The organism is Polaribacter sp. R77954 (assembly GCF_044595335.1).
Classification (GTDB): Bacteria; Bacteroidota; Bacteroidia; order Flavobacteriales; family Flavobacteriaceae; genus Polaribacter.
This window is the reverse complement of the sequence record NZ_CP138992.1, coordinates 2,001,363-2,021,703: the sequence shown is the minus strand read 5'-3', so window position 1 is coordinate 2,021,703 and position 20,341 is coordinate 2,001,363. Positions and strand designations below refer to the sequence as shown.

The following is a 20,341-nucleotide window of genomic DNA, read 5'->3' as shown; positions in this document are numbered from 1 at the left end:
GTAAATTTAGCGAAAAAAATAGTTTATTATACTAAAACTTTAGCGTTTCCGAGGTTTTTCTTAAGAAAAACCAGGAAAAGCAATAAATTTTACACGGTGTTATGTTTTGTTGTGATACGTTTGAGTAAGCAAGTTCAGATTCCGTTTTCATTTTTTTTCCTATTTTTAATTTCCTTTTTTGAGCTTTTTTTTATTTCTGTTAAATTCCTTTTTCAGAGTTAATTGTTACGTTTAGATTCTGCTTTGATTTTTAATTCGCGCGATATTTTCCCCAATTAATTTTTTCCCAAAACGTCAAGAATTCCAAAGTAGAGAAAATTCCCGCGTAAAATTTCCGCTTTGATTTGATTTTTTAAAATTCGCGAGAGACTGTTCAGCATTTTTTTCCTGCGTTTAGATTTTCCTGAGCAATAAAACATAACGTGTTTGTGTATGATTTCGTTGCGTGTTTTAAGTACTAAAGTTAGCAAATAAATCACAGATAGAAAGTCTGCGAGGACTTTCGTAAGTAGGCTCTAACTAGTAATGAATTATACACGGTGTTAGGGCACGTAATTTATGAAATCCAAGTTCCTTCAATTTTTTCAATTTTCCATTTACCAGCTATTTTTTTGATAAATATTCTAAAACCATTTCCATTTAATATTCCAAAACTTGTTCCGCTTTCAATAACTCCATTTTTTTTATCTCGGTCAAAATAAATTCGGGAAAAAGATAACACTGCTCCAAGATGAAAAGGATATTCCGTTTTCCATATTTTTCGACCTTTTGGGAATTCTGAATAATATTTGAATAAGAATTTCTTATTGTTCTTGAATTGAGATAAATTAATCTTATAATCTGTTTTATTCTTCAAAGAATCATTTTTAAATTTTTTATCTAATCTTTCAAAATTTTTCTGATTTAGGGAGAAAATTGTGTCAACTATAGCTAATACGATTCTGGAAGTATCATTTTCAATTTTTAATTTTCTTTCTTCAAATTCCTCTAAAAACTTCTTATGTCTTTTTAAGTTTTCTCTATTCAAACTGTCACTTATAATAATTCCATTTGGAGGAGGAGGAATTGTTTTTGAAGGAGAAAGTAATCTAAAATCAAAAAAAGTAGAGTCAATCAATTCAGGAAAAATGTCATTGAATACCTCTTTTTCAAATTCTAATTCACTTTTTTGTGAGTTGCAACCTAAAATTATAATTAATATAAATAAGATTATTATTCTGTTCAAAAGTTCGTTTTTTTATGTGCCCTAACGTTTATGTGTATTATTTGTTGCGTAAATTTAGCGAAAAAAATAGTTTATTAAACTAAAACTTTAGCGTTTCCGAGGTTTTTCGTAAGAAAAACCATAAAAAGCAATAAATTTTACACGGTGTTATGTTTTGTTGTGATACGTTTGAGTAAGTAAGTTCAGATTCCGTTTTCATTTTTTTTCCTATTTTTAATTTCCTTTTTTGAGCTTTTTTTATTTATTATTTCTGTTAAATTCCTTTTTCAGAGTTAATTGTTACGTTTAGATTCTGCTTTGATTTTTAATTCGCGCGATATTTTCCCCAATTAATTTTTTCCCAAAACGTCAAGAATTCCAAAGTAGAGAAAATTCCCGCGTAAAATTTCCGCTTTGATTTGATTTTTTAAAATTCGCGAGAGAGTGTTCAGCATTTTTTCCTGCGTTTAGATTTTCCTGAGCAATAAAACATAACGGTCTAGTATAAGAATAGTAGCGGATTTTTACACACTAACTTTTCGGTTAAACACAGACCTTTATTATATTTATTTACTTTTGTTAAAGCGATTAAACCGCTATTATTTTTATACATTGTTAGCCACTGGCTTTATTTCTTTTACATTCGTTTTCGCTATTTCTAAATACTTTTTTACAATTTTTCCAAATTCTGATTTTTCATCATCTATCTGAATATATAAAGTGTCAATTACCCTTGTTAAAGCCATTAAAACCCAAGTTGCAGCAAACATATTTCTTCTCTCTTCATTTGTCAGAAATAAATTCATAGTATCTCCTTTTTCCTGTGTTAATAAGAATTTTTCTGCATCAGGGTCTTCTTTCTTTAATTTAAAAAATTTGTCGATTGAAAAACAAGCAACTGACCAAGATTCTAAACCACGACAAGATTCATAATATATTAATCTTGATTCAAATGAACTTGGTACAATCAGTTTTGATTTATCGCTTTCTGTTCCATCCCAAAACATTAAGTTGTCATTTTCCAAGGGTTTTAAATATTTCCATTTTCCTCTAATTAAATTGCTCGAAGCTTCAATGTTGCCATACTCATTAATAATTCCACTTTCAGTTATTTCATTTTTGCTTAAGCCTTCTCGCTGAGAATTTGACTCTATAAGAATTAGAAGTCTTTCATATGCAGAGCAATCGTTTATTTCTCCTTTAAGATTAAGTCGTTTAAAAATATCTTGAATTTCATTATCTGTATGATTTGAGTTAAAGTCTACAAGTAATTCTCCTTCGTCTTCAGATTCTATTGGTTCAAGATTTAAGTCTATTTTATAGTAGTTGGCAACATAATTACAAAATTCACCAACAGTTTTTTTAACACGATATGACTTGTTCCTTTTATAGTGTTTATTTGTTTCAAGTTTATTACCCTTTGAGACTTCCCAATTACATAATTCTACGTGCCTAATTAACTGTCCTTTCCCTCCATTTGCAATTACAATTTTTTTACTTCCGTAAATAGAGATTAAAATTTCTTTTTCAAACCTATGGCAGTCTTGTGCTTCATCAATAAAAACTGTCCTTTTGCGTTTTCTACTTCCGATTCTTCGATTGTTAAACTCTTTGAAACCTGACATTTTAATTATAGGTTTTCCATCTTTTTGCTCTACATATTTTTTATTTATTCCTATGGCAACATCAAGTAATTCGTGTTTGTTTTCAATATCATATTTTTTAAAGAATATTTCTGGTTGCTGAATTGAAGTAGAGTATTTTCTAAAACTCCATAGTAATCTGCTATAAAAACATCTTTTGCTTCAATGTTACTGATTAGTCTCTTTTTTCTTTCATAAAAGCTTTTTGAGTATTTGATAAAATCATTTGAATTAGAAAGAGGTTTGTGATTTATGTAATTTATAAACTCAATACCAATCTCCTTTGTGCCGTTATCAAATTCTTGATTATTTTGAATGGAAGTTTTTATGCTCTCAAAATCATTATGTTTTGTGAAATCAATTTTTTGTATGAGGAAATCATAATTGATTCTCATTCTTGATTTTAAAATAGATAATAATTTTTCAATTCTATCAGCAGACAAAACGTGTAGAACACCTAAAGATTTTGATAAACGATAAAAGAATGCGTGTAAAGTTAGAACAGAACCTTCACCTGGCTTTTCTTCTCGATTAGAGTTTAATTTTGCGTTTATAAATGATTTAACGGTTTTCGCAATATCAAATATTAGTAGTTTGTTATAAGTTAGAAATAATGTGTTTTGCCCATTTGAAATGCATTTTAACGTTAATGTTAATAACTCACTTGATTTTCCTGTACCTGCTTTCCCATTGATTATTATTAAATTTTGGTCAAGCTCTTCATATATTTTTTTGGTGCTTGATAATTGTTTACCGATTCTATCTATTTTTCTTCTTAGTTAGATAACCTATTTCACTATCTTTTGAAGCTTGTTCGGTTATTTTCTTAATGTCGTCAGCAATATTATCATACCCTATTTCCGTTTTCCAATTTTTATTTGAAATAAATATGTCAAATGAGTTTTTTTGTAAGTATTCATTTAAAGAATTAAAAGTAAACTCTTCAGAAATAATGTAATTATCAAGAATAGCACTTGTGCTATTCTTGATAAATATTACTGGTTGAATAAACAACTCTTGCTTATTGAAACCGCATTTTAATGCGAGATAATCAATGAAACTAAATCTCAATGAATTTATTTCAGTACTATAATCAATGTATTCTTCGTTACAGATTATTTGATTGTCTTCAACTTTAATTTCCTCGTTTTGTAAGTAGTTCGCAAAATTTATTGGAAGAATCAAATTGTTTAGATAAACCCATCTTTCATTTTTCCAAAATCGATAGTAATTTCCCTTTTTTGGATTTAGAGCTATTACTAATATTAAGTCAATATTTGTTTCGGAAGAAACTGCTGCAGGAAAGTTGTTGAAAGCAAAAATTTTAGCATCTGAACAAGTTCTACCAATTGTAGATTCAAACGTGTTTTTAAATTTTTCATAATCGAAAAATTCACATTGTCCATTTATTTCTATTAGTTCTATGCTCATTTTTCAGCTTGTGGCTAACGTTGTTGTGTAGGAAAAGTTGCGGATTTAAGCACTAAAGTTAGTAAATAAAACACAAACCAAGAAAATCCGAGAGGATTTTCGTAAGTAGGCTTTTTACTAGCAATTTTTTTTACACGGTGTTGTGGGTAGTTTTTATTTAATTTTCATATTTTTTATTAATTTCTCAATATATTTTTCGGATTGTTTGTAATACTTATTGTTTTTATTTCCAGTCAATATCCTTTTTGAATGTTCATTAATTCTCTCTAATCCAACTCTTGAGAATTCTTCTGCTATTCTTGTATTACCTAAAAGTAGGTTCAATTCTTTTAAAATATTTGTTAATTCAATCTGATTAACAACAAAATATTTACCTAAAATCTTGTGGCTTTTTCCGCTTTTCAAATCTTTTGGTTTAATTTTGTCAAAAGGATGAGGAAAGTTATTAAAGTCATTATAAAAATTCAGACCGTGTTTTTCAAAAGCTTTCCAAATTGAATTTACTGATTCAATGTTTTTTTCAATATTATTGCTAAAATACCAATGATGATCTCCTTCTCCTTTTGGCGAAAGTCTTTTCCTAATTAAAGAACTTGCATAAGTCTCTTTTTTGAATTCTATTCCATAAAGTTTATTCATAAATTCAAAATTGATTGCAGTTTCACAACAAACTTCTCCTCCATACCAACTACCTTGAATTCCAAAAATATTTCCAATTCCATTTTCTTGCATCTTTCTAAAATGAAAACCAGAACCTTTCCAGCCTAAATCTCTAATTTTTGGGGAAAAATGTTCAGCTACTAATTTCTTGAATTCTGATGCATTCATTGTTATTGTTCAGTTTTTTAATTACCCACATTGTGTTTGTGTTATGGAAAGTTGCGATTTTGTGCCATCGTTATTTTCCGCAGGAAAATATAAGATTGCAAAAAAGCAACCAACTTTGATAAAGCTAAAAATAGCAATTTTTTATACACGGTGTTGCAAGTAGTAGATTTTTTTTCAGTTTATAATTCATTTTTTCACATTTTGCAAAATTCAGAGTTTGAGTAAGAAATTCCGCAAAGAAATTCAATTCCGAAAGTTGCTCAAATTCCACTTTTTCATTCCCACGTTTTGCTGAGATTCCCACGTTTTTTGATTTTTCAACTTTTAGTAAATTCCTACGTTTTACAATTTCAAGTTATGCAAAATTCAAACTTTGAATTTTGCGAGCGAGAGAGTGTTCAGCATTTCTAAATTCCACTTTTTTCCATTTTAATTCAAGAATATTTAACCGCAAATTTAAAGCGTCTGAGTGGTTTCCGCTATTACTTGCAACGTTTATGTATAAGATTAGTGGCGTGTTTAAGCACCTATTTTAGCAAATAAACACCAGATAGAAAATCCGCGAGGATTTTCGTAAGTAGGCAAAAACTAGCCATTAATTTTATACGGTGTTGTAGCACGTTTTTATTCACATTTGTTTAATTCCGAATAATATTTAATCGGATTACGATTTTTATATTTTATTCCACTTAATGATTTGCAAAACTTTTCTTTGTCAGTATTTATTATTAATTCTAAATACTCAATAAATTCCTCTGCATATTCTCCATCTGCAAAACTTGCTAGATTTAAACTTGGTAGATAAAAATCAGAATTATTTTCAGAAGTCACTTTTTCAAAAATCAGTCGTGTAGTGTCATAGAAAAAATCCGTTTTTCCCAGTTTATGGTCAGGTCCAGTTGTCCCATAATACAATTCGAATTCAGTATAGTTTTCAGGAACTAATTTTATTAATACAGATTCAGGAATTTTTTCTTTCTTTAAATAAAATTCGGATGCGATATTTAAATTATCTTCATAATTATCAATTATTATCAAATCCTTTAATAAAGAAGTGCCATTTCCGGTTCCGTGAAATGCTCTGAATCCAGTATAAATTCCTCCATCAATTTTATGAGCTTGGACAACAACAACAGTATCTTTTCTTTCTGTTCTAGCGTCGATTAAACAAGCAAGGAATGGAATTTCTAAATTAATAGGAATATATTCTTTTAGACCAGTATTTACATAAATTGCTCTATTTTTATCAACATCCTCTTGAGTTGCTAATCTTCCTTTTACATGTGGTGTGTTTTTCCAATTATTAATGTTAATTGAATTGATGTCGAAAGATTGAATTTCTTGAGCATTTACTGAACATGTAATAATCAGAATAGTTATTTTTAAAATCAATTTCATACTTTTCTCAAATGTGCTACAACGTTCTAGGCTATGTTTTAGTTGCGGTTTAGTTTAGCTAAAAATAAGCAAAAAAAGTCAAACAACTTTGTGCCTGCGTATTTTTCCGAAGGAAAAATAAAGCAGCAATTAAATATAGGCATTGTTGTAAATAGTGCTTTTTTTAAGATTTATAATTCATTTTGTTTTCAATTTTGTCCAAATTCAGAGTTTGAGAGAAAATTCCGCAAAGATTTTCAATTCCACAAGATGCTAAGTTCCATTTTTTCATTCACACGTTTTGCTAAGATTCCCACGTTTTGCAATTCCGAGTTTGAGTAAATTCCAACATTTTTAATTCTCAATTTATTCAAAATTCAAGGTTATCGAGAGTCTGTTCAGCAATTTTTAAATTCCATTTTTAGAGCGTTTCAAAATTCACACAATTTGCTCAAATTCCACCATTTTTAAAACTCCAACTTTTAAGAGTCTGAGTGGATTCACGCATTATTTACAACGTGTTTGTGTATACTTTGTTGCGTTGGTTTAGCGTAAATTTAGCAAATAAAAACCAAATAGAAAATCCGCGAGGATTTTCGTAAGTTGGCTAAAAGAAAGCAATAAAATATACACGGTGTTGGCAAATCGTTTTTTTATTTTTCATTTTCTAATTCCGGAATTAAAACTCCGTTTTTCCATTCAAGCTCTCTGCTTGTTTTTTTTATTTCAATCCAATTTGTTTCCTCGTCTTCATAATTCCCAATTTCTTTTTGATAAACTATTTTTCCTTTTACTCCGTCTTTTTCTTTTGGAAAAATTAATTTTTCTTCTAACCAATAAACACCTGCATCAGAAACTTGAGATATTTCCAAAACTTTAACTAATTCAGATTTTGCTTTAAAAAAGAAAATTCCACCACCATCAATTCCACAAGCTTCCGCTAAATAATTTATAAATAAGATGTTGTCAATATTTTCAATTCCTTTATTGTCAAAAATATCAACAGAAAATTCGGTTGTTGATAACATAGATTTAACTTCTATAATTTCAGATTCGTTATTTAAAAGACGAATTATAATTGAATAATTATTTTCATCTTTTTTGTATGCAAAAAAGTATTTCGAGTTATTAATTTCCTTTTTTTCTAAAGAAATTAAGCCTCCAAGAATATAGCCAACTTTGTTGTTATGCTTAACTTTATAAAAAGGCGATTCAACTCCATTGTAGTTCAGTTTATTTTCTGTTTTTTCAACTATTTCTATTTCTGTTCCAATTTTCAATAAATCAATTGTTTCAGAAGATAAATCAGGTAACTCTCTAAATTTCACGTCATTTCCAAATAGAAAATATTTCTTTCCATTTTCAAAATCAAAATTCGGATTATGATATTTTATTTCCTGACTGTAAGAAAGGTTTATTAATAAAATAAAAAATAGTGTTATTAGTCTCATTTTTAAATGTTTGCCAACGTTTATGTGTATTATTTGTTGCGTAAATTTAGCGAAAAAAATAGTTTATTATACTAAAACTTTAGCGTTTCCGAGGTTTTTCGTAAGAAAAACCAGAAAAAGCAATAAATTTTACACGGTGTTGTAAATAGTGCTTTTTTTAATTCATAATTCAGTTTATTTTTCGTTTCATTCAAATTTTGTTTTCAAGAGAAAATTCCGCAAAGATTTTCAATTCCATAAGTAGCCAAATTCCAGTTTTTTATTCACACGTTTTGCTGTGATTCCCACTTTTTGTGATTCCGAGTTGGAGTAGATTCCAACATTTTTCTTTTTCATTTTATTCAAAATTCAACGTTAGCGAGAGTCTGTTCAGCAATTTTTAAATTCCATTTTTAGAGCTTTTCAAATTTACACTTTATGCTCAAATTCCACCATTTTTAAACTCCAACTTTCACGAATTTGAGTGGATTCACGCATTATTTACAACGTTGTTGTGTAAGAAAAGTTGCGTTGTTTAAGTACTAAAGTTAGCAAATAAATCACAGATAGAAAGTCCGCGAGGACTTTCGTAAATTGGCTTTTACTAGCAATTTTTTTTACACGGTGTTAGGCACTGGCTTTTTATTTTTCTTTCCTATTTTTTTATAATTTTGAAATTCCGAATTTTATTGTTTTCGTATGTTAGATTTATGAAATAAATTCCTGCTGAATATTTCGATAAATCAATTTCAAATTCTTTTTCAATAAGTTCAGTTGATTCAATTTTCAAACCATTTATATTAAAAACTCTAACTTTAAATTCAGTTTTCTTATTTGATGAAATTTTAAACTTATTATTTGAATTTGTATAAATCTTAAATGTTTTTTCAAGTTTATAACTTTCAGTTCCTAAAACTACTGAAGAACAATTTCCATTTGTCTGCCAAGAATCTTTAAAATTTTCATAAGTTGCTTGTTCTTCAACATATGGATAAGTTTCAAATCCAGAAATTAATCCGTAAACAATTCCATTTTCTACTCTTAAATTCGGAGTATATAGAAAAAAATCAGGTCTTCTATAATCTCCAATGACTTCCCAAGAGCTTTTCTTTTCAGCTATTTTAGGTAAAATTATAATTATATGCTTATCAACTGCTCCTAATTCAGAAGCTGCCATTGAGAAAGTTCCATTACAATCAAAGTCAACTCCATCCCAAATTCGTATAATTGTTTTGTTTTCTTGACCTCTCAAAACATCTATGATTTCAAAGTCTATTCCATCATTGTCAATTGCAATTATTTTTCCATAAACAATTAAGTCATTTTGAAAAGATGAAGATTGACTTGTGTCACAAAATGAATTTGAAGTCCAACTACAAGCTAAAAATTTATTTGAGATTATAAAGTTAAAAAGAATAAGTAGTAATATTTTTTTCATTTTTCTTTTTTTTAGTTGTTCAACTTGCTTGTGCCTAACGTGTTTATATATGGTTTGTTGCGTGGTTTAAGCAACTAATTTAGTAAATAATTACTGACAAAGAAAATCCGCGAGGATTTTCGCAAGTAAGCAAGTAGCCAGCAATAAATTATATATGTTGTTGGCAACTGGCTTTTATTCTTTCCCAAATTCGTTCATATTCCTTTTCTCCCATTTCAGTTTTTATTGTCTCTTTATTTTTTTCAATAATAGTTTTCAATTTCTTTAATTCAAATTTGTTTTTACTCCAAAATTCAGTTGATATTTTTGAAACAGAATCTAATAAATCTCCTTCATACAAATTTCCTTCTGCGATTATATTTTGTTCAAGTTTCTTTATTGCAATTTCAATTAAAAAATCAATTCCTATTTCTTGTGAGATTAGAAGTCTAATTTGTTCAGTTGACAATTCAGAAAGTTTGATTTTCCTATATTCAAAACATTTTTCAATTAAAGTAGTTGGAAATTCAGATTCTTTTTTCCAATAATTATTTTCTAATTGTTCTATTGATTTTTCTAACATTCCAATTTATTTTTTCTTTGTTTTTTAAATATAAGAAAAGCTAAATTTAAAGATGAAATTAAAAATGGAATACTTGTCCAAAATGCAATTGCATAAACAAAATTATAATTCCAATTTCCAGACGACAAAAAATAAACTGAAATCCACAAAAGAACAATTCCGATAATTTCAAATATTTTTTCGGACAATTCTTTTTTTTGAAATAAACTAAAGATTAACAATATTTTTCCAATTAAAGATATAAACCCAATTGTCATAATTTTATCATTAAATTCGCCACTTAATGTAAAACCATAATTATCAATTAAATTAGGAATACTCGCAATATCTATAATTCCCATTATACCAATTCCGTGTCCAACTCCGAGAATTATAAATGAATGTAGAATTACGGTAAGAATTATTGAATTTCGTTTTATTTTTTTCAATATTTTCATTTTTCAACGTGCGGTTTTGTGCTTGTTGCCAACGTCTCTGTATATGGCTCGTAGCGTGCAAATTATGAAATTATTTTCGGATGAAGCACGAGCCGAATTTTTTAATTTTTCTTATTATCTTTTTTCTGAATAAGCCAAATTAAAAAATTTGGCGGACTAGCAAATACACCTTAACTTTGGATTAAGCAACTGCCTAGCTATGAGCTATATACGTTGTTACCCAACGTTATTTTATTCGATAGTTAATTTGTAAATAAAAGCTGTTTGTTCTTAAATTATATTCGTCTGTTTTGTATAACTCAGTCAATGATGTTTGATAGTTATATCCTACTCCAATGTGCCAATTGTCAATGATTTCGTAATTCATTAAAATTCCGAAAAAAGCCTCTAAAAAGTAACCTTTGCTTTGCTCTTTTAAATCGTTATCAGTTTCGATATTATTATTGAATCCAGCTTTTAAAATGGGTTTTAAATTACCTAACTTGAAGTTGTAATCTATTGACAAAGGAATCACTATAAACCTTTGTTTTATTGTTTCTGGAAAGGATTCGAAAAAATCACAAGTTGCACAATTAAATGTTCCTGTAAAATCCTTGTTCGAATATAAAATTCCAGATGAAAGACTTACTTTTTTATTCAAAAAATACTGTGTCGTTAATCCAATTGTATAATTATTTTTGTCAAATTCGATTCCGTACCCATTTATATTTCCTTGGGTAACCAGATAATCATTATTCTGTCCATTGTCGAGTGACAAATCATCAAATGAATATTCAATTCCCACATTCCATTTTGGATTATCTTGCGCATAGATGCTCCATTGAAGCATTAAAAATGATATTAGCAGTATTTTTTTCATAATTTTGGGTAACGTACGGGTTGTATGGTTAGTTACGTTTTTTAAAGATACTATTTTCTTGATAATGACTAAAAAAAATCTCAGAAAAATATTTCGTAAGTAGGTAATAAGCAGTAATTAATTATACAGCAGGTTAGTATTCGTTGGCTAAACATAGCCTAATTAATTTTCCAAATAGGCTGATTAAAATTGTTTTTTTTCTTCTTCACAACATTGAGATTAGGAGTGTTGCTTTCGTTGAGATTTGAAAAAACAATTTTAAGCCATTGCTAGTTTTCACTAAGTTAATTAAAGAAAGACTTTCCTATGTGAAGTTACGTTATTAAAAACTCCAAAAATAAAGGGATTTAGTCACACGAACTACTTGCGAACAGATTTGATCACTTTTTTTTAAAGTATTAGGTTTTCACTACCAAAAATAAACAAACAATAAGCTGCTTCACTTAGCCCAAGAAAGCCATAAAACCGTTAAGCAATCAAGAAGTTTGATGAGGTAATTCGCCAATGTATACTAACGTTTTAGGCTATGTTTTAGTTGCGGTTTTGTTTAGCTAAAAGTAAGCAAAAAAATCAAACAACTACGTGCCTGCGTATTTTTCCGAAGGAAAAATACATTAGCAATTAAATATAGCCATTGTTGTAAATAGTGCTTTTTTTTAATTAATAATTCAGTTTGTTTTCCATTTCATTCAAATTTTGTTTTCGAGAGAAAATTCCTCAAAGATTTTCAATTTCGCAAGATGCTAAATTCCAGTTTTTCATTCACACTTTTTGTTATGATTCCCACGTTTTGCAATTTATAGTTTGAGTAAATTCCAACATCTTTATTTCTCATTTTGTTCAAAATTCAAAGTTAGTGAGAGTCTGTTCAGCAATTTTTGAATTCCATTTTTTGAGCGTTGCAAAATTCACACGTTTTACTCAAATTCCACGATTTTTTGAATTACAACTTTCACGAAATTGAGTGGATTCACGCATTATTTACAACGTTCTAGGCTATGTTTTAGTTGCGGTTTAGTTTAGCTAAAAATAAGCAAAAAAAGTCAAACAACTTTGTGCCTGCGTATTTTTCCTTCGGAAAAATAAAGCAGCAATTAAATATAGGCATTGTTGTAAATAGTGCTTTTTTTAAGATTTATAATTCATTTTGTTTTCAATTTTGTCCAAATTCAGAGTTTGAGAGAAAATTCCGCAAAGATTTTCAATTCCCCAAGATGCTAAATTCCATTTTTTCATTCACACGTTTTGCTAAGATTCCCACGTTTTGCAATTCCGAGTTTGAGTAAATTCCAACATTTTTAATTCTCAATTTATTCAAAATTCAAGGTTATCGAGAGTCTATTCAGCAATTTTTAAATTCCATTTTTAGAGCGTTTCAAAATTCACACAATTTGCTCAAATTCCACCATTTTTAAAACTCCAACTTTCAAGAGTCTGAGTGGATTCACGCATTATTTACAACGTTTTAGTTGCGGTTTTGTTTAGCTAAAAGTAAGCAAAAAAATCAAACAACTTCGTGCCTGCGTATTTTTCCGAAGGAAAAATACATTAGCAATTAAATATAGCCATTGTTGTAAATAGTGCTTTTTTTTCAATTAATAATTCAGTTTGTTTTCCATTTCATTCAAATTTTGTTTTCGAGAGAAAATTCCTCAAAGATTTTCAATTTCGCAAGATGCTAAATTCCAGTTTTTCATTCACACTTTTTGTTATGATTCCCACGTTTTGCAATTTAGAGTTTGAGTAAATTCCAACATCTTTATTTCTCATTTTGTTCAAAATTCAAAGTTAGTGAGAGTCTGTTCAGCAATTTTTGAATTCCATTTTTTGAGCGTTGCAAAATTCACACGTTTTGCTATGATTTCCAGGTTTTGTAATTCCGATTTTGAGTAGATTCCAACATTTTTTGTTTTTCATTTTATTCAAAATTCAACGTTAGCGAGAGTCTGTTCAGCAATTTTTAAATTCCATTTTTGAGTGTTTAAAAATTCACACGTTTTACTCAAATTCCACCATTTTTTGAATTCCAACTTTCACGAATCTGAGTGGATTCACGCATTATTTACAACGTGTTTGTACAAGGTTAGTTGCTGTGGTTAAGCAATAAAATTACTAAATAATAACTTACAAAGAAAATCCGCGAGGATTTTCGTAAGTAAGCAAAAAGCAAGCAATTAATTTTGTACGGTGTTGGCATTTCGTTGTTTTTTATTTTTCATTTTTCGATTGTTTCTTTAAATTATAATAAGTTAAAAAGCACATAAATCCACCAAAAAAGAAAAAATTCCATAAAAACCTCCAAATTTTAAAATTTTCTCCATCAGAGTAATCGAAACCAGCCATTATTCCAGCAAAAACAGTTCCGCCAAATAGTCCTCCTATAATTATTGATTTAATTCGTTTATTCATAATCTTAATAATTCATTCCGCAACTTGCTAAATTCCGCATTCAATTCAGGTTTTGTTTTTCAGTTCAGTTTTGGATTTCACGAATTAACTAAAATTCCAATTTAGTAAATATTATATTCAGAATTTTTCTTTTCTTTTTTTAAGTGTTCTATTAAGCGTTTTTGCTCAACAATTTTTTCTTTTTCAGTTAAAAATTTATTTCCTTTAATTTTCTCTTTTAGAGAATTGTAATTTTTCTTTAGAGATTCAATATGGTCATTTTGTCCAAAAGAATGTAATTTTAATTCTTCCATAATTTTCGTTTTTTTGAGTTCGCTTGTCAATGAATGCCAACGTTTTTGTGTATAGCTCGTTGCGGAAAATCAGCTATGATTTTCCGCCGTAACCGAAAGATAGCAAATTGTAATGAATTCCGATTAGGAATTCAGCCGCAATGAGCTATACACGTTGTTACCACACGTTTTTATTTATTCCGATTAGTTTTTTCATTACTTGATTATATCGGTACATTATTTTAATTTTTTCACGAGTTGGTTCAAAGTAGTAATTATATTTTATTCCGTATTCCACTTCTATTTGTTTCCACCTTTCAATTGATTCTTCTGTTGGCCAGCAAGTACTAATAGCTAACAATTCAAGTTTTCCATTATTAAAATCCAATTCCGCTTGTCGTTCGTTGTATTTAGCATAGAATTTCGGTTCACTAATTGAATCTCGATGAACACACAATTTTTTGTCAGATATTCTAAGTTTTAAGGTGTCTTTTATTTTACTTAAATCAAATTGAAATTTCTCGTTGAAAACCGGCGAATGGTCGTTTACAATAATTCTAATAGTGTCATTCGATTCAGCTTTGATTTTAAAAATTCCAGTTGAGTCAGTTTTAAGTTCTGTTACTTGATTGTTTTGCTCAATCTTAATTCTATGAATTCGATTGGTCAAATGTTTAATCGTAGCATCAGGAAAAGATTCCAGAATTTTCCAATTACTTTCAATTGATTTATAAAATTCCACCTTTCCGACAATTTCTTTTTGCGAGTAAAGATTTTGTTTGAAAATCAAAATGGTCAATATGAATAGCGTTTTTCTCAAATGTGTGGTAACGTTGTTGTATATGGTTTGTTGCGTGTTTCAAGCAACTAATTTAGTAAATAATTACTGACCAAGAAAGTCCGCGAGGACTTTCGCAAGTAGGCAAGAAGCCAGCAATAAATTATATACGGTGTTACCGCACGTTTTTATTCCGCTTTTTCTAATTCAGATAATAATTCCTCATTCAAAAATCCAGAACAGCTGTTGTCTTGAAAATTGATTTCCTCTATCCCATTATTCAGAGTGTAATTTGTTCCGAAATTACAAGAATTGTCTGCATTTTTCATTAAATTCAATTTACGTTCATACAAACTTATTTTCTCAAGAATTAATTCTGTAATCTTAACTTTTCCACGTGTTATTATTTTTCCATTTTTGTAATATTTATATCTTAAAAATCTCCTTTTTGGTTTTAAAATAAGTTTGTCGTGGTCAATCGTTTGATGTCCCCAAGTTCTATTTAAAGTCCATTTTTTTTTATTTTGTAATGATTCTCTTATTAGTGACTTTCTTTCATAATCTTTAAATTTATTAACACAAATTTTTATTTCAGACAGTTTTTTTGCGTTTTTAAAAATAGTGTCGATTTTCTGTCCAAAAATATTAGTGTATTCTATTTTTAAAAAATCCGAGTTATTAAGAATAATCATTTTATTATTCTCTAAATATTTTTTTGTCTTACCGATTTTTTGGTTCGTTAAAATTTTCGGATTTGCTCTGTCCAATAAAAACATTGTGAACCCGTTTTTTTCACTACAATCATTCGGAACTAACTCAATTTTATTTTGAGCAAGCGTAAATGTTGAAATAAAAACTAAAATTATCGATATTAAATGTGTTTCTCTCAAATGTGTGGTAACGGGTTTGTGTTATGGAAAGTTGCGATTTTGTGCCATCGTTATTTTCCGAAGGAAAATATAAGATTGCAAAAAAGCAACTGACTTTGATGAAGCTAAAAATAGCAATTTTTTATACACGGTGTTGTAAAATGCGTGTTTAATTTCCGATTATAAATTTTTTCTTTTTTCCAGTTTGAAGATAAAATTCCGCTATTTTCTTTCATTTCATTTCTTACTTTTTTAATTTTTCATTTTATTTTTTTTCATTGTTTTCTTAGAAACTTCCGCAAAGAAATTCATTCCGTAAGTTGCTAAAATTCAAGCTTTAGTTTACACGTTTTGCTGAGATTCCCACGTTTTGATTTTCCGAGTTTGAGTAAATTCCCACGTTTAATAATTTCCAAAATATGCAAAATTCAACTCGTTGAATTTTGCGAGCGAGAGAGTGTTCCACATTTTAGAAATTCACATTTTTTTCTCAGAATTCAGTTTTACAAATAACAAAAAAACAAAAGTTAATTTTAAAGAACTTATTTATTTCTGGCGCGATTCAGCAGTTTTTTACAACGTTTTAGGCTATGTTTTAGTTGCGGTTTTGTTTAGCTAAAAGTAGGCAAATAATTACTGAATGGAAAATTCGAGGGGATTTTCCAAAGTAGGCTAGAAGCCAGCAATTAAATATAGCCATTGTTGTGTTTAGTGCTTTAATATTTCAATAAGTTTTTCGTTAACGTAAATTGTTTCCCTTCCCAATTTTTGTGATTTTAATATTCCTATTTCTTCTAATTTTTTTAAATATCTTGAACCAGCTTTTCTTTCTACATTTAATCGATTTACAACATATTCAATTTTGGAATAAGGTTGTTCAAAAAGCAACTCAATTAATTCCTTTCTGTAAGTTTTAGGTTCGTTTTCTTTCACAAACTCAATTGTTTCATTAAGTAAATTAGTTATTGATTTTATTTTACTAATTGTTTTTAATGATGTAAACTCAACAGCTTTTAACATATAAATAATCCAAGGTTCCCATTCATTTTTTTTATTTACTTTATTGAGTAGTTTGTAATATTCAGATTTATTTTCAATTATGTAAGAACTAAGATATAAAATAGGTATATCTATTAATTTGTTAAGTATTAAAAATAGGATATTTAGAATTCGACCCGTTCTTCCATTTCCATCATAAAAAGGGTGAATACTTTCAAACTGATAGTGAAGAATTGCTAAATTTATAAGAGGAGAGATTTCTTTATTTTCAATATTGAAATGTTCTAAAAAATTTCCGAGTAAATCTAGAATTTCATCTTTATCTTGTGGTGGAGTGTAAACAATTTCTCCAGTTTTGTCATTTTTCAGAACAGTTCCTGGAGTTTTTCTATAACCTGCATTATTTTCAATGATGATTTTTTGAATTTCCTCAACGTCTTTCAGTTTTAAAAAATTTTGTTTTTTCGCAAGCTCATAACCATAAAAAATAGCTTTTCTATAATTTACAACTTCTTTAACTGCTGAATTTTTAAGTTTTTGATTTGATGAAATAGCTTTATATAATTCATCTTGAGTAGTTATTATGTTTTCAATTTCAGAACTATCTTTTGCTTCTTGAAGTACAACTGCATTAACTAGCATCGCTTGATTTGGCATAGTTTCAGCAATTCCTTTTAGTTCTCCTAAAGCTCTTGCTGCTTTAGAATCCATTTTTAGTATTTCTAGAGTTTCAATCCATTCTTTTTTAGGAGGAAGTCTATCAAGTTTTGAATATAGTATATTTTGTCCCATTTACTTTAAATATGTACCAAAAATAAACAAAATAGTTCAAATAACAATTATATGGGACTTTTTGTCGCATTAAACACAACGTTGATGTGTAAGGAAAGTTGCGTGGTTTAAGCAATAAAGTTAGTAAATAAAACACGAACCAAGAAAATCCGCGAGGATTTTCGTAAGTAGGCTTTTACCAGCAATTTTTTTTACACGATGTTAGCTGACGTTTTTTATTTCAATTTTTCTTGGTGTCCAATTTCCCTTTTCAGATTTTTTCCAAATTCTCCAATGTTTGTCAGATGTCTTAAAAGGTAAATTTGACTTTAATTTTTTTATAAATTCCAATTCATATTTTTCGATTTTCTCAAACGGTAATGCAAACCAAACAGAAATCGTTGACTTTTCAGATAACATTAGATAGAATCGAGAGTTTTTAATTCTAAAATCCAGTTCAGGTATCAGTTCTTGATTCGGTAAAATTTGATTTGTATTTGGGTCTTTAAAATAAAAATTCCAATTAAAATTCAGAGATATTGGTCCAGCAGGATTTTTAGGTAATTCGTTATTCAATTCAAGCGTTTCAAATCCGTTTTCAATATCCTTTTCGTTTAGGTTCCAAGTCCAAGTTCTTAACCAACCATCATTTCTTGTTTTTGGAATTCCAAATTTTAAGGTCAATTTCGGCAATAATTTTAGAGCAGAGTATTCCTTTTTTTTTGACTCGTATAAAGTCAACTCGATTGATTTTGGTTGAGTTTTGTCAGCGAATAAATTCAAAAAATCCAATGTTTGTTCATAAGTCACTTTTTGGGATTTTCTACTCACGCTATGAGCTCCTCCAAAGTTAATTGGTAATCCTTCGTATGAAATAAATTGATTCATTTTATTGTTGTTCGGATTTTTCCTTAAATGACAGCTAACGGTTTTGTGTATGGTTAGTTGCGTTTTTCAGCAACTAATTTAGTAAACAAAAACGAACGCGAGAAAATTCCGAAGGAATTTTCCAAATAAGCACTTGCCAAAGCAATTAATTATACACGGTGTTAGCAGCTGTTTTTTATTTTCGGTTCATAATTATTCGGGATAAAAACTTCATTTTCCGATTTCTCAATTAAAATTCCTAATAAAGTTTGAATTTCGTCAGTTTTATATTCCGTTGTTTTAATTGAAATTCCAGATTTTGATTTAAAGTCGAGTTTTAAATTTTTGCTAAATCGGTCAAATCGGATTTGAGTGAGTTCAGTCAGATTCCGTTTTTGAGTCCAACGTTTATTTAAAATCAATACATTGTCTTTAATGAAAAGTGTAAATGGTTTTTTCTTTTTATAAACAAACCACATAATTAATTCAGCCAAAGGGAATGTCCAAAATATTAAAGTTAGAAAAATCATATTTCTTTCATAATCTCCAAACCACAATAATAAAGTCCAAGCGATTGCATTAATTAACTCAAAAATTCCGAATACTTTTCGCTGACTTTGCATTTTAAAGTCAGATTCATAATTTTTATTTAGAACTGAATATTCCCATAAAACGCTAACCAATAATATTAAAACTACCAGCACAATATTTAAAGCAAGAGGAAATTCAGTTTCCATTACTTGTCCGTAAGTCAAAATGATTAAGAGTAGTATTAATGTTATAAAATATTTCATTGGTTGATGGTCGGCTTAAATTGCTGCTAACGTTTTGGTGTATTATTTGTTGCGTAAATTTAGCGAAAAAAAAGCTATTTAAACTAAAACTTTAGCGTTTCCGAGGTTTTTCGTAAGAAAAACCCGAAAAAGCAATAAATTTTACACGGTGTTATGTTTTGTTGCGATACGTTTGAGTAAGCAAGTTCAGATTCCGTTTTCAATTTTTTCAAGCTTTTATAATTTCCTTTTTTGAGCTTTTTTTATTTATTTCTTATTTCTATTAAATTCCTTTTTCGGAGTTAATTCTTGCGTTTAGATTCCGTTTTGATTTTTAATTCGCGCGATATTTTTCCCCATTTAATTTTTTCACAAAACGTCAAGAATTCCAAATTAGAGAAAATTCCCGCGTAAAATTTTCGCCCTGATTTGACTTTTTCAAAATTCGCGAGAGAGTGTTCAGCATTTTTTTCCTGCGTTTAGATTTTCCTGAGCAATAAAACATAACGTTGTTGTGTAGGGTTTGTTGCGTAAATTTAGCTAAAAATAACCAATAATTACAGACTTTTACGCTTGCGAGGTTTTTCGCCAGAAAAACCTTAAAAAGCAATAAATTTTACACGGTGTTGTAATTAGTAGATTTTAGATTTTATTTCCTCGTAAATTTCCTTCGTAATATTTTTATTTTTAATTTTCAAAAGGTCTTTTCTAATTCCGTTTTCATTTTTAAAACGAATAATTAATTCAGGAATGTCATATTCAACAGTTGTTGGATGAGCACCAGAGTCAAGAATTGTCCATATAAAATCTCCAATTAAATTGCTTTTAGTTTTTCCTTTATTTATTCTTTTCGGCTTAAATTCAACTTTATAAATATTTTTGAGAGGAATTTCAGTTTCTTCTATATCTCCACCATAACTTTCACTTTCATAAAATAGACTTCCATTCAGAATTCCAATAGTATTCATTGCATCTAATTCGTATTCTAAAAAGTCAATTTTATTATTTTCAGTTTTCATTTCAACGATTTTAAATCTATTCCGAAGTTTTCAAATATTCTTATGAATTTGAGTGGTTTCCGCTATTAATTACAACGTGATTGTGTATGCTTTGTTGCGTTGGTTTAGCGTAAATTTAGCAAATAAAAACTGAATAGAAAATCCGCGAGGATTTTCGTAAGTTGGCTAAAAGAAAGCAATAAAATATACACGGTGTTGCAAGTAGTAGATTTTTTTTCAGTTTATAATTCATTCTTTTCACATTTTGCAAAATTCAGAGTTTGAGTAAGAAATTTCGCAAAGAAATTCAATTCCGAAAGTTGCTCAAATTCCATTTTTTCATTCCCACGTTTTGCTGAGATTCCCACGTTTTTTGATTTTTCAATTTTGAGTAAA

19 protein-coding genes are annotated in these 20,341 nt (G+C 28.6%); all 19 read right to left on the bottom strand.

All coding sequences use genetic code 11. The annotated features are described in order from the left end of the window. Nucleotides 1-556 precede the first annotated feature (556 nt). Entirely contained in the window at nucleotides 557-1,225 is a 669-nt protein-coding gene (locus SJY27_RS08695) for a hypothetical protein (RefSeq protein WP_397447869.1), read from the bottom strand. Between the two features lie 584 nt (nucleotides 1,226-1,809). After that, nucleotides 1,810-2,829, bottom strand: coding sequence for a hypothetical protein (locus SJY27_RS08690; protein ID WP_397447868.1), 1,020 nt, complete (start codon nucleotides 2,827-2,829; stop codon nucleotides 1,810-1,812). A gap of 50 nt (nucleotides 2,830-2,879) precedes the next feature. Then, nucleotides 2,880-3,242 carry a hypothetical protein gene (locus SJY27_RS08685; protein WP_397447867.1) on the bottom strand — a complete coding sequence of 121 codons (363 nt, stop codon included), beginning with the start codon at nucleotides 3,240-3,242 and terminating at the stop codon, nucleotides 2,880-2,882. 364 nt (nucleotides 3,243-3,606) lie between these two features. Next, nucleotides 3,607-4,278: a hypothetical protein gene (locus SJY27_RS08680; RefSeq protein WP_397447866.1), complete on the bottom strand. Its 672-nt coding sequence runs from the start codon at nucleotides 4,276-4,278 to the stop codon at nucleotides 3,607-3,609. 153 nt (nucleotides 4,279-4,431) lie between these two features. Then, nucleotides 4,432-5,106: a DUF4304 domain-containing protein gene (locus SJY27_RS08675; RefSeq protein ID WP_397447865.1), complete on the bottom strand. Its 675-nt coding sequence runs from the start codon at nucleotides 5,104-5,106 to the stop codon at nucleotides 4,432-4,434. A 624-nt stretch (nucleotides 5,107-5,730) separates the two neighbouring features. After that, nucleotides 5,731-6,504 carry a hypothetical protein gene (locus SJY27_RS08670; protein WP_397447864.1) on the bottom strand — a complete coding sequence of 258 codons (774 nt, stop codon included), beginning with the start codon at nucleotides 6,502-6,504 and terminating at the stop codon, nucleotides 5,731-5,733. Between the two features lie 632 nt (nucleotides 6,505-7,136). Further along, complete coding sequence (locus SJY27_RS08665) at nucleotides 7,137-7,934, bottom strand: hypothetical protein (protein ID WP_397447863.1); 798 nt, start codon at nucleotides 7,932-7,934, stop codon at nucleotides 7,137-7,139. A 634-nt stretch (nucleotides 7,935-8,568) separates the two neighbouring features. Beyond that, nucleotides 8,569-9,351 (bottom strand): T9SS type A sorting domain-containing protein, encoded by a 783-nt coding sequence (locus tag SJY27_RS08660; RefSeq protein ID WP_397447862.1) that lies wholly within the window; start codon nucleotides 9,349-9,351, stop codon nucleotides 8,569-8,571. Between the two features lie 148 nt (nucleotides 9,352-9,499). After that, nucleotides 9,500-9,913 (bottom strand): contact-dependent growth inhibition system immunity protein, encoded by a 414-nt coding sequence (locus tag SJY27_RS08655; protein WP_397447792.1) that lies wholly within the window; start codon nucleotides 9,911-9,913, stop codon nucleotides 9,500-9,502. Next, on the bottom strand, nucleotides 9,907-10,350 hold the full coding sequence (locus SJY27_RS08650; protein WP_397447791.1) for a hypothetical protein: 444 nt from the start codon (nucleotides 10,348-10,350) through the stop codon (nucleotides 9,907-9,909). Before SJY27_RS08650 ends, SJY27_RS08655 begins: the two co-directional genes overlap by 7 nt. Nucleotides 10,351-10,576: 226 nt before the next feature. Beyond that, nucleotides 10,577-11,209, bottom strand: coding sequence for an outer membrane beta-barrel protein (locus SJY27_RS08645; RefSeq protein WP_397447861.1), 633 nt, complete (start codon nucleotides 11,207-11,209; stop codon nucleotides 10,577-10,579). A 2,208-nt stretch (nucleotides 11,210-13,417) separates the two neighbouring features. Beyond that, a complete protein-coding gene (locus SJY27_RS08640; RefSeq protein WP_397447860.1) occupies nucleotides 13,418-13,618 on the bottom strand; it encodes a hypothetical protein in 201 nt (66 codons plus the stop codon). Nucleotides 13,619-13,719: 101 nt separating this feature from the next. Continuing rightward, the gene (locus tag SJY27_RS08635) at nucleotides 13,720-13,911 is read right to left on the bottom strand and encodes a hypothetical protein (protein WP_397447859.1); all 192 of its coding nucleotides are present in this window, start codon (nucleotides 13,909-13,911) and stop codon (nucleotides 13,720-13,722) included. Nucleotides 13,912-14,068: 157 nt separating this feature from the next. Next, nucleotides 14,069-14,680 carry a hypothetical protein gene (locus tag SJY27_RS08630; protein ID WP_397447858.1) on the bottom strand — a complete coding sequence of 204 codons (612 nt, stop codon included), beginning with the start codon at nucleotides 14,678-14,680 and terminating at the stop codon, nucleotides 14,069-14,071. Between the two features lie 176 nt (nucleotides 14,681-14,856). After that, nucleotides 14,857-15,558, bottom strand: a complete 702-nt coding sequence (locus SJY27_RS08625; RefSeq protein ID WP_397447857.1) for a hypothetical protein — start codon at nucleotides 15,556-15,558, stop codon at nucleotides 14,857-14,859. Nucleotides 15,559-16,245: 687 nt separating this feature from the next. Further along, the gene (locus SJY27_RS08620; protein WP_397447856.1) at nucleotides 16,246-17,328 is read right to left on the bottom strand and encodes a Fic family protein; all 1,083 of its coding nucleotides are present in this window, start codon (nucleotides 17,326-17,328) and stop codon (nucleotides 16,246-16,248) included. A gap of 201 nt (nucleotides 17,329-17,529) precedes the next feature. Beyond that, nucleotides 17,530-18,195, bottom strand: a complete 666-nt coding sequence (locus SJY27_RS08615; protein WP_397447855.1) for a hypothetical protein — start codon at nucleotides 18,193-18,195, stop codon at nucleotides 17,530-17,532. Nucleotides 18,196-18,356: 161 nt separating this feature from the next. Beyond that, a complete protein-coding gene (locus tag SJY27_RS08610) occupies nucleotides 18,357-18,968 on the bottom strand; it encodes a hypothetical protein (protein WP_397447854.1) in 612 nt (203 codons plus the stop codon). Between the two features lie 611 nt (nucleotides 18,969-19,579). Further along, a complete protein-coding gene (locus SJY27_RS08605; protein WP_397447853.1) occupies nucleotides 19,580-19,966 on the bottom strand; it encodes a hypothetical protein in 387 nt (128 codons plus the stop codon). Between the last annotated feature and the right edge of the window lie 375 nt (nucleotides 19,967-20,341).

What these genes read in the sequence shown, in the direction of transcription:
- SJY27_RS08640 (WP_397447860.1), bottom strand. Translation starts at nt 13,618, where the DNA reads ATGAATAAACGAATTAAATCAATAATTATAGGAGGACTATTTGGCGGA.
- SJY27_RS08615 (WP_397447855.1), bottom strand. Translation starts at nt 18,195, where the DNA reads ATGAATCAATTTATTTCATACGAAGGATTACCAATTAACTTTGGAGGA.
- SJY27_RS08670 (WP_397447864.1), bottom strand. Translation starts at nt 6,504, where the DNA reads ATGAAATTGATTTTAAAAATAACTATTCTGATTATTACATGTTCAGTA.
- SJY27_RS08675 (WP_397447865.1), bottom strand. Translation starts at nt 5,106, where the DNA reads ATGAATGCATCAGAATTCAAGAAATTAGTAGCTGAACATTTTTCCCCA.
- SJY27_RS08610 (WP_397447854.1), bottom strand. Translation starts at nt 18,968, where the DNA reads ATGAAATATTTTATAACATTAATACTACTCTTAATCATTTTGACTTAC.
- SJY27_RS08605 (WP_397447853.1), bottom strand. Translation starts at nt 19,966, where the DNA reads ATGAAAACTGAAAATAATAAAATTGACTTTTTAGAATACGAATTAGAT.
- SJY27_RS08650 (WP_397447791.1), bottom strand. Translation starts at nt 10,350, where the DNA reads ATGAAAATATTGAAAAAAATAAAACGAAATTCAATAATTCTTACCGTA.
- SJY27_RS08655 (WP_397447792.1), bottom strand. Translation starts at nt 9,913, where the DNA reads ATGTTAGAAAAATCAATAGAACAATTAGAAAATAATTATTGGAAAAAA.
- SJY27_RS08645 (WP_397447861.1), bottom strand. Translation starts at nt 11,209, where the DNA reads ATGAAAAAAATACTGCTAATATCATTTTTAATGCTTCAATGGAGCATC.
- SJY27_RS08660 (WP_397447862.1), bottom strand. Translation starts at nt 9,351, where the DNA reads ATGAAAAAAATATTACTACTTATTCTTTTTAACTTTATAATCTCAAAT.
- SJY27_RS08665 (WP_397447863.1), bottom strand. Translation starts at nt 7,934, where the DNA reads ATGAGACTAATAACACTATTTTTTATTTTATTAATAAACCTTTCTTAC.
- SJY27_RS08680 (WP_397447866.1), bottom strand. Translation starts at nt 4,278, where the DNA reads ATGAGCATAGAACTAATAGAAATAAATGGACAATGTGAATTTTTCGAT.
- SJY27_RS08635 (WP_397447859.1), bottom strand. Translation starts at nt 13,911, where the DNA reads ATGGAAGAATTAAAATTACATTCTTTTGGACAAAATGACCATATTGAA.
- SJY27_RS08690 (WP_397447868.1), bottom strand. Translation starts at nt 2,829, where the DNA reads ATGTCAGGTTTCAAAGAGTTTAACAATCGAAGAATCGGAAGTAGAAAA.
- SJY27_RS08620 (WP_397447856.1), bottom strand. Translation starts at nt 17,328, where the DNA reads ATGGGACAAAATATACTATATTCAAAACTTGATAGACTTCCTCCTAAA.
- SJY27_RS08685 (WP_397447867.1), bottom strand. Translation starts at nt 3,242, where the DNA reads ATGAGAATCAATTATGATTTCCTCATACAAAAAATTGATTTCACAAAA.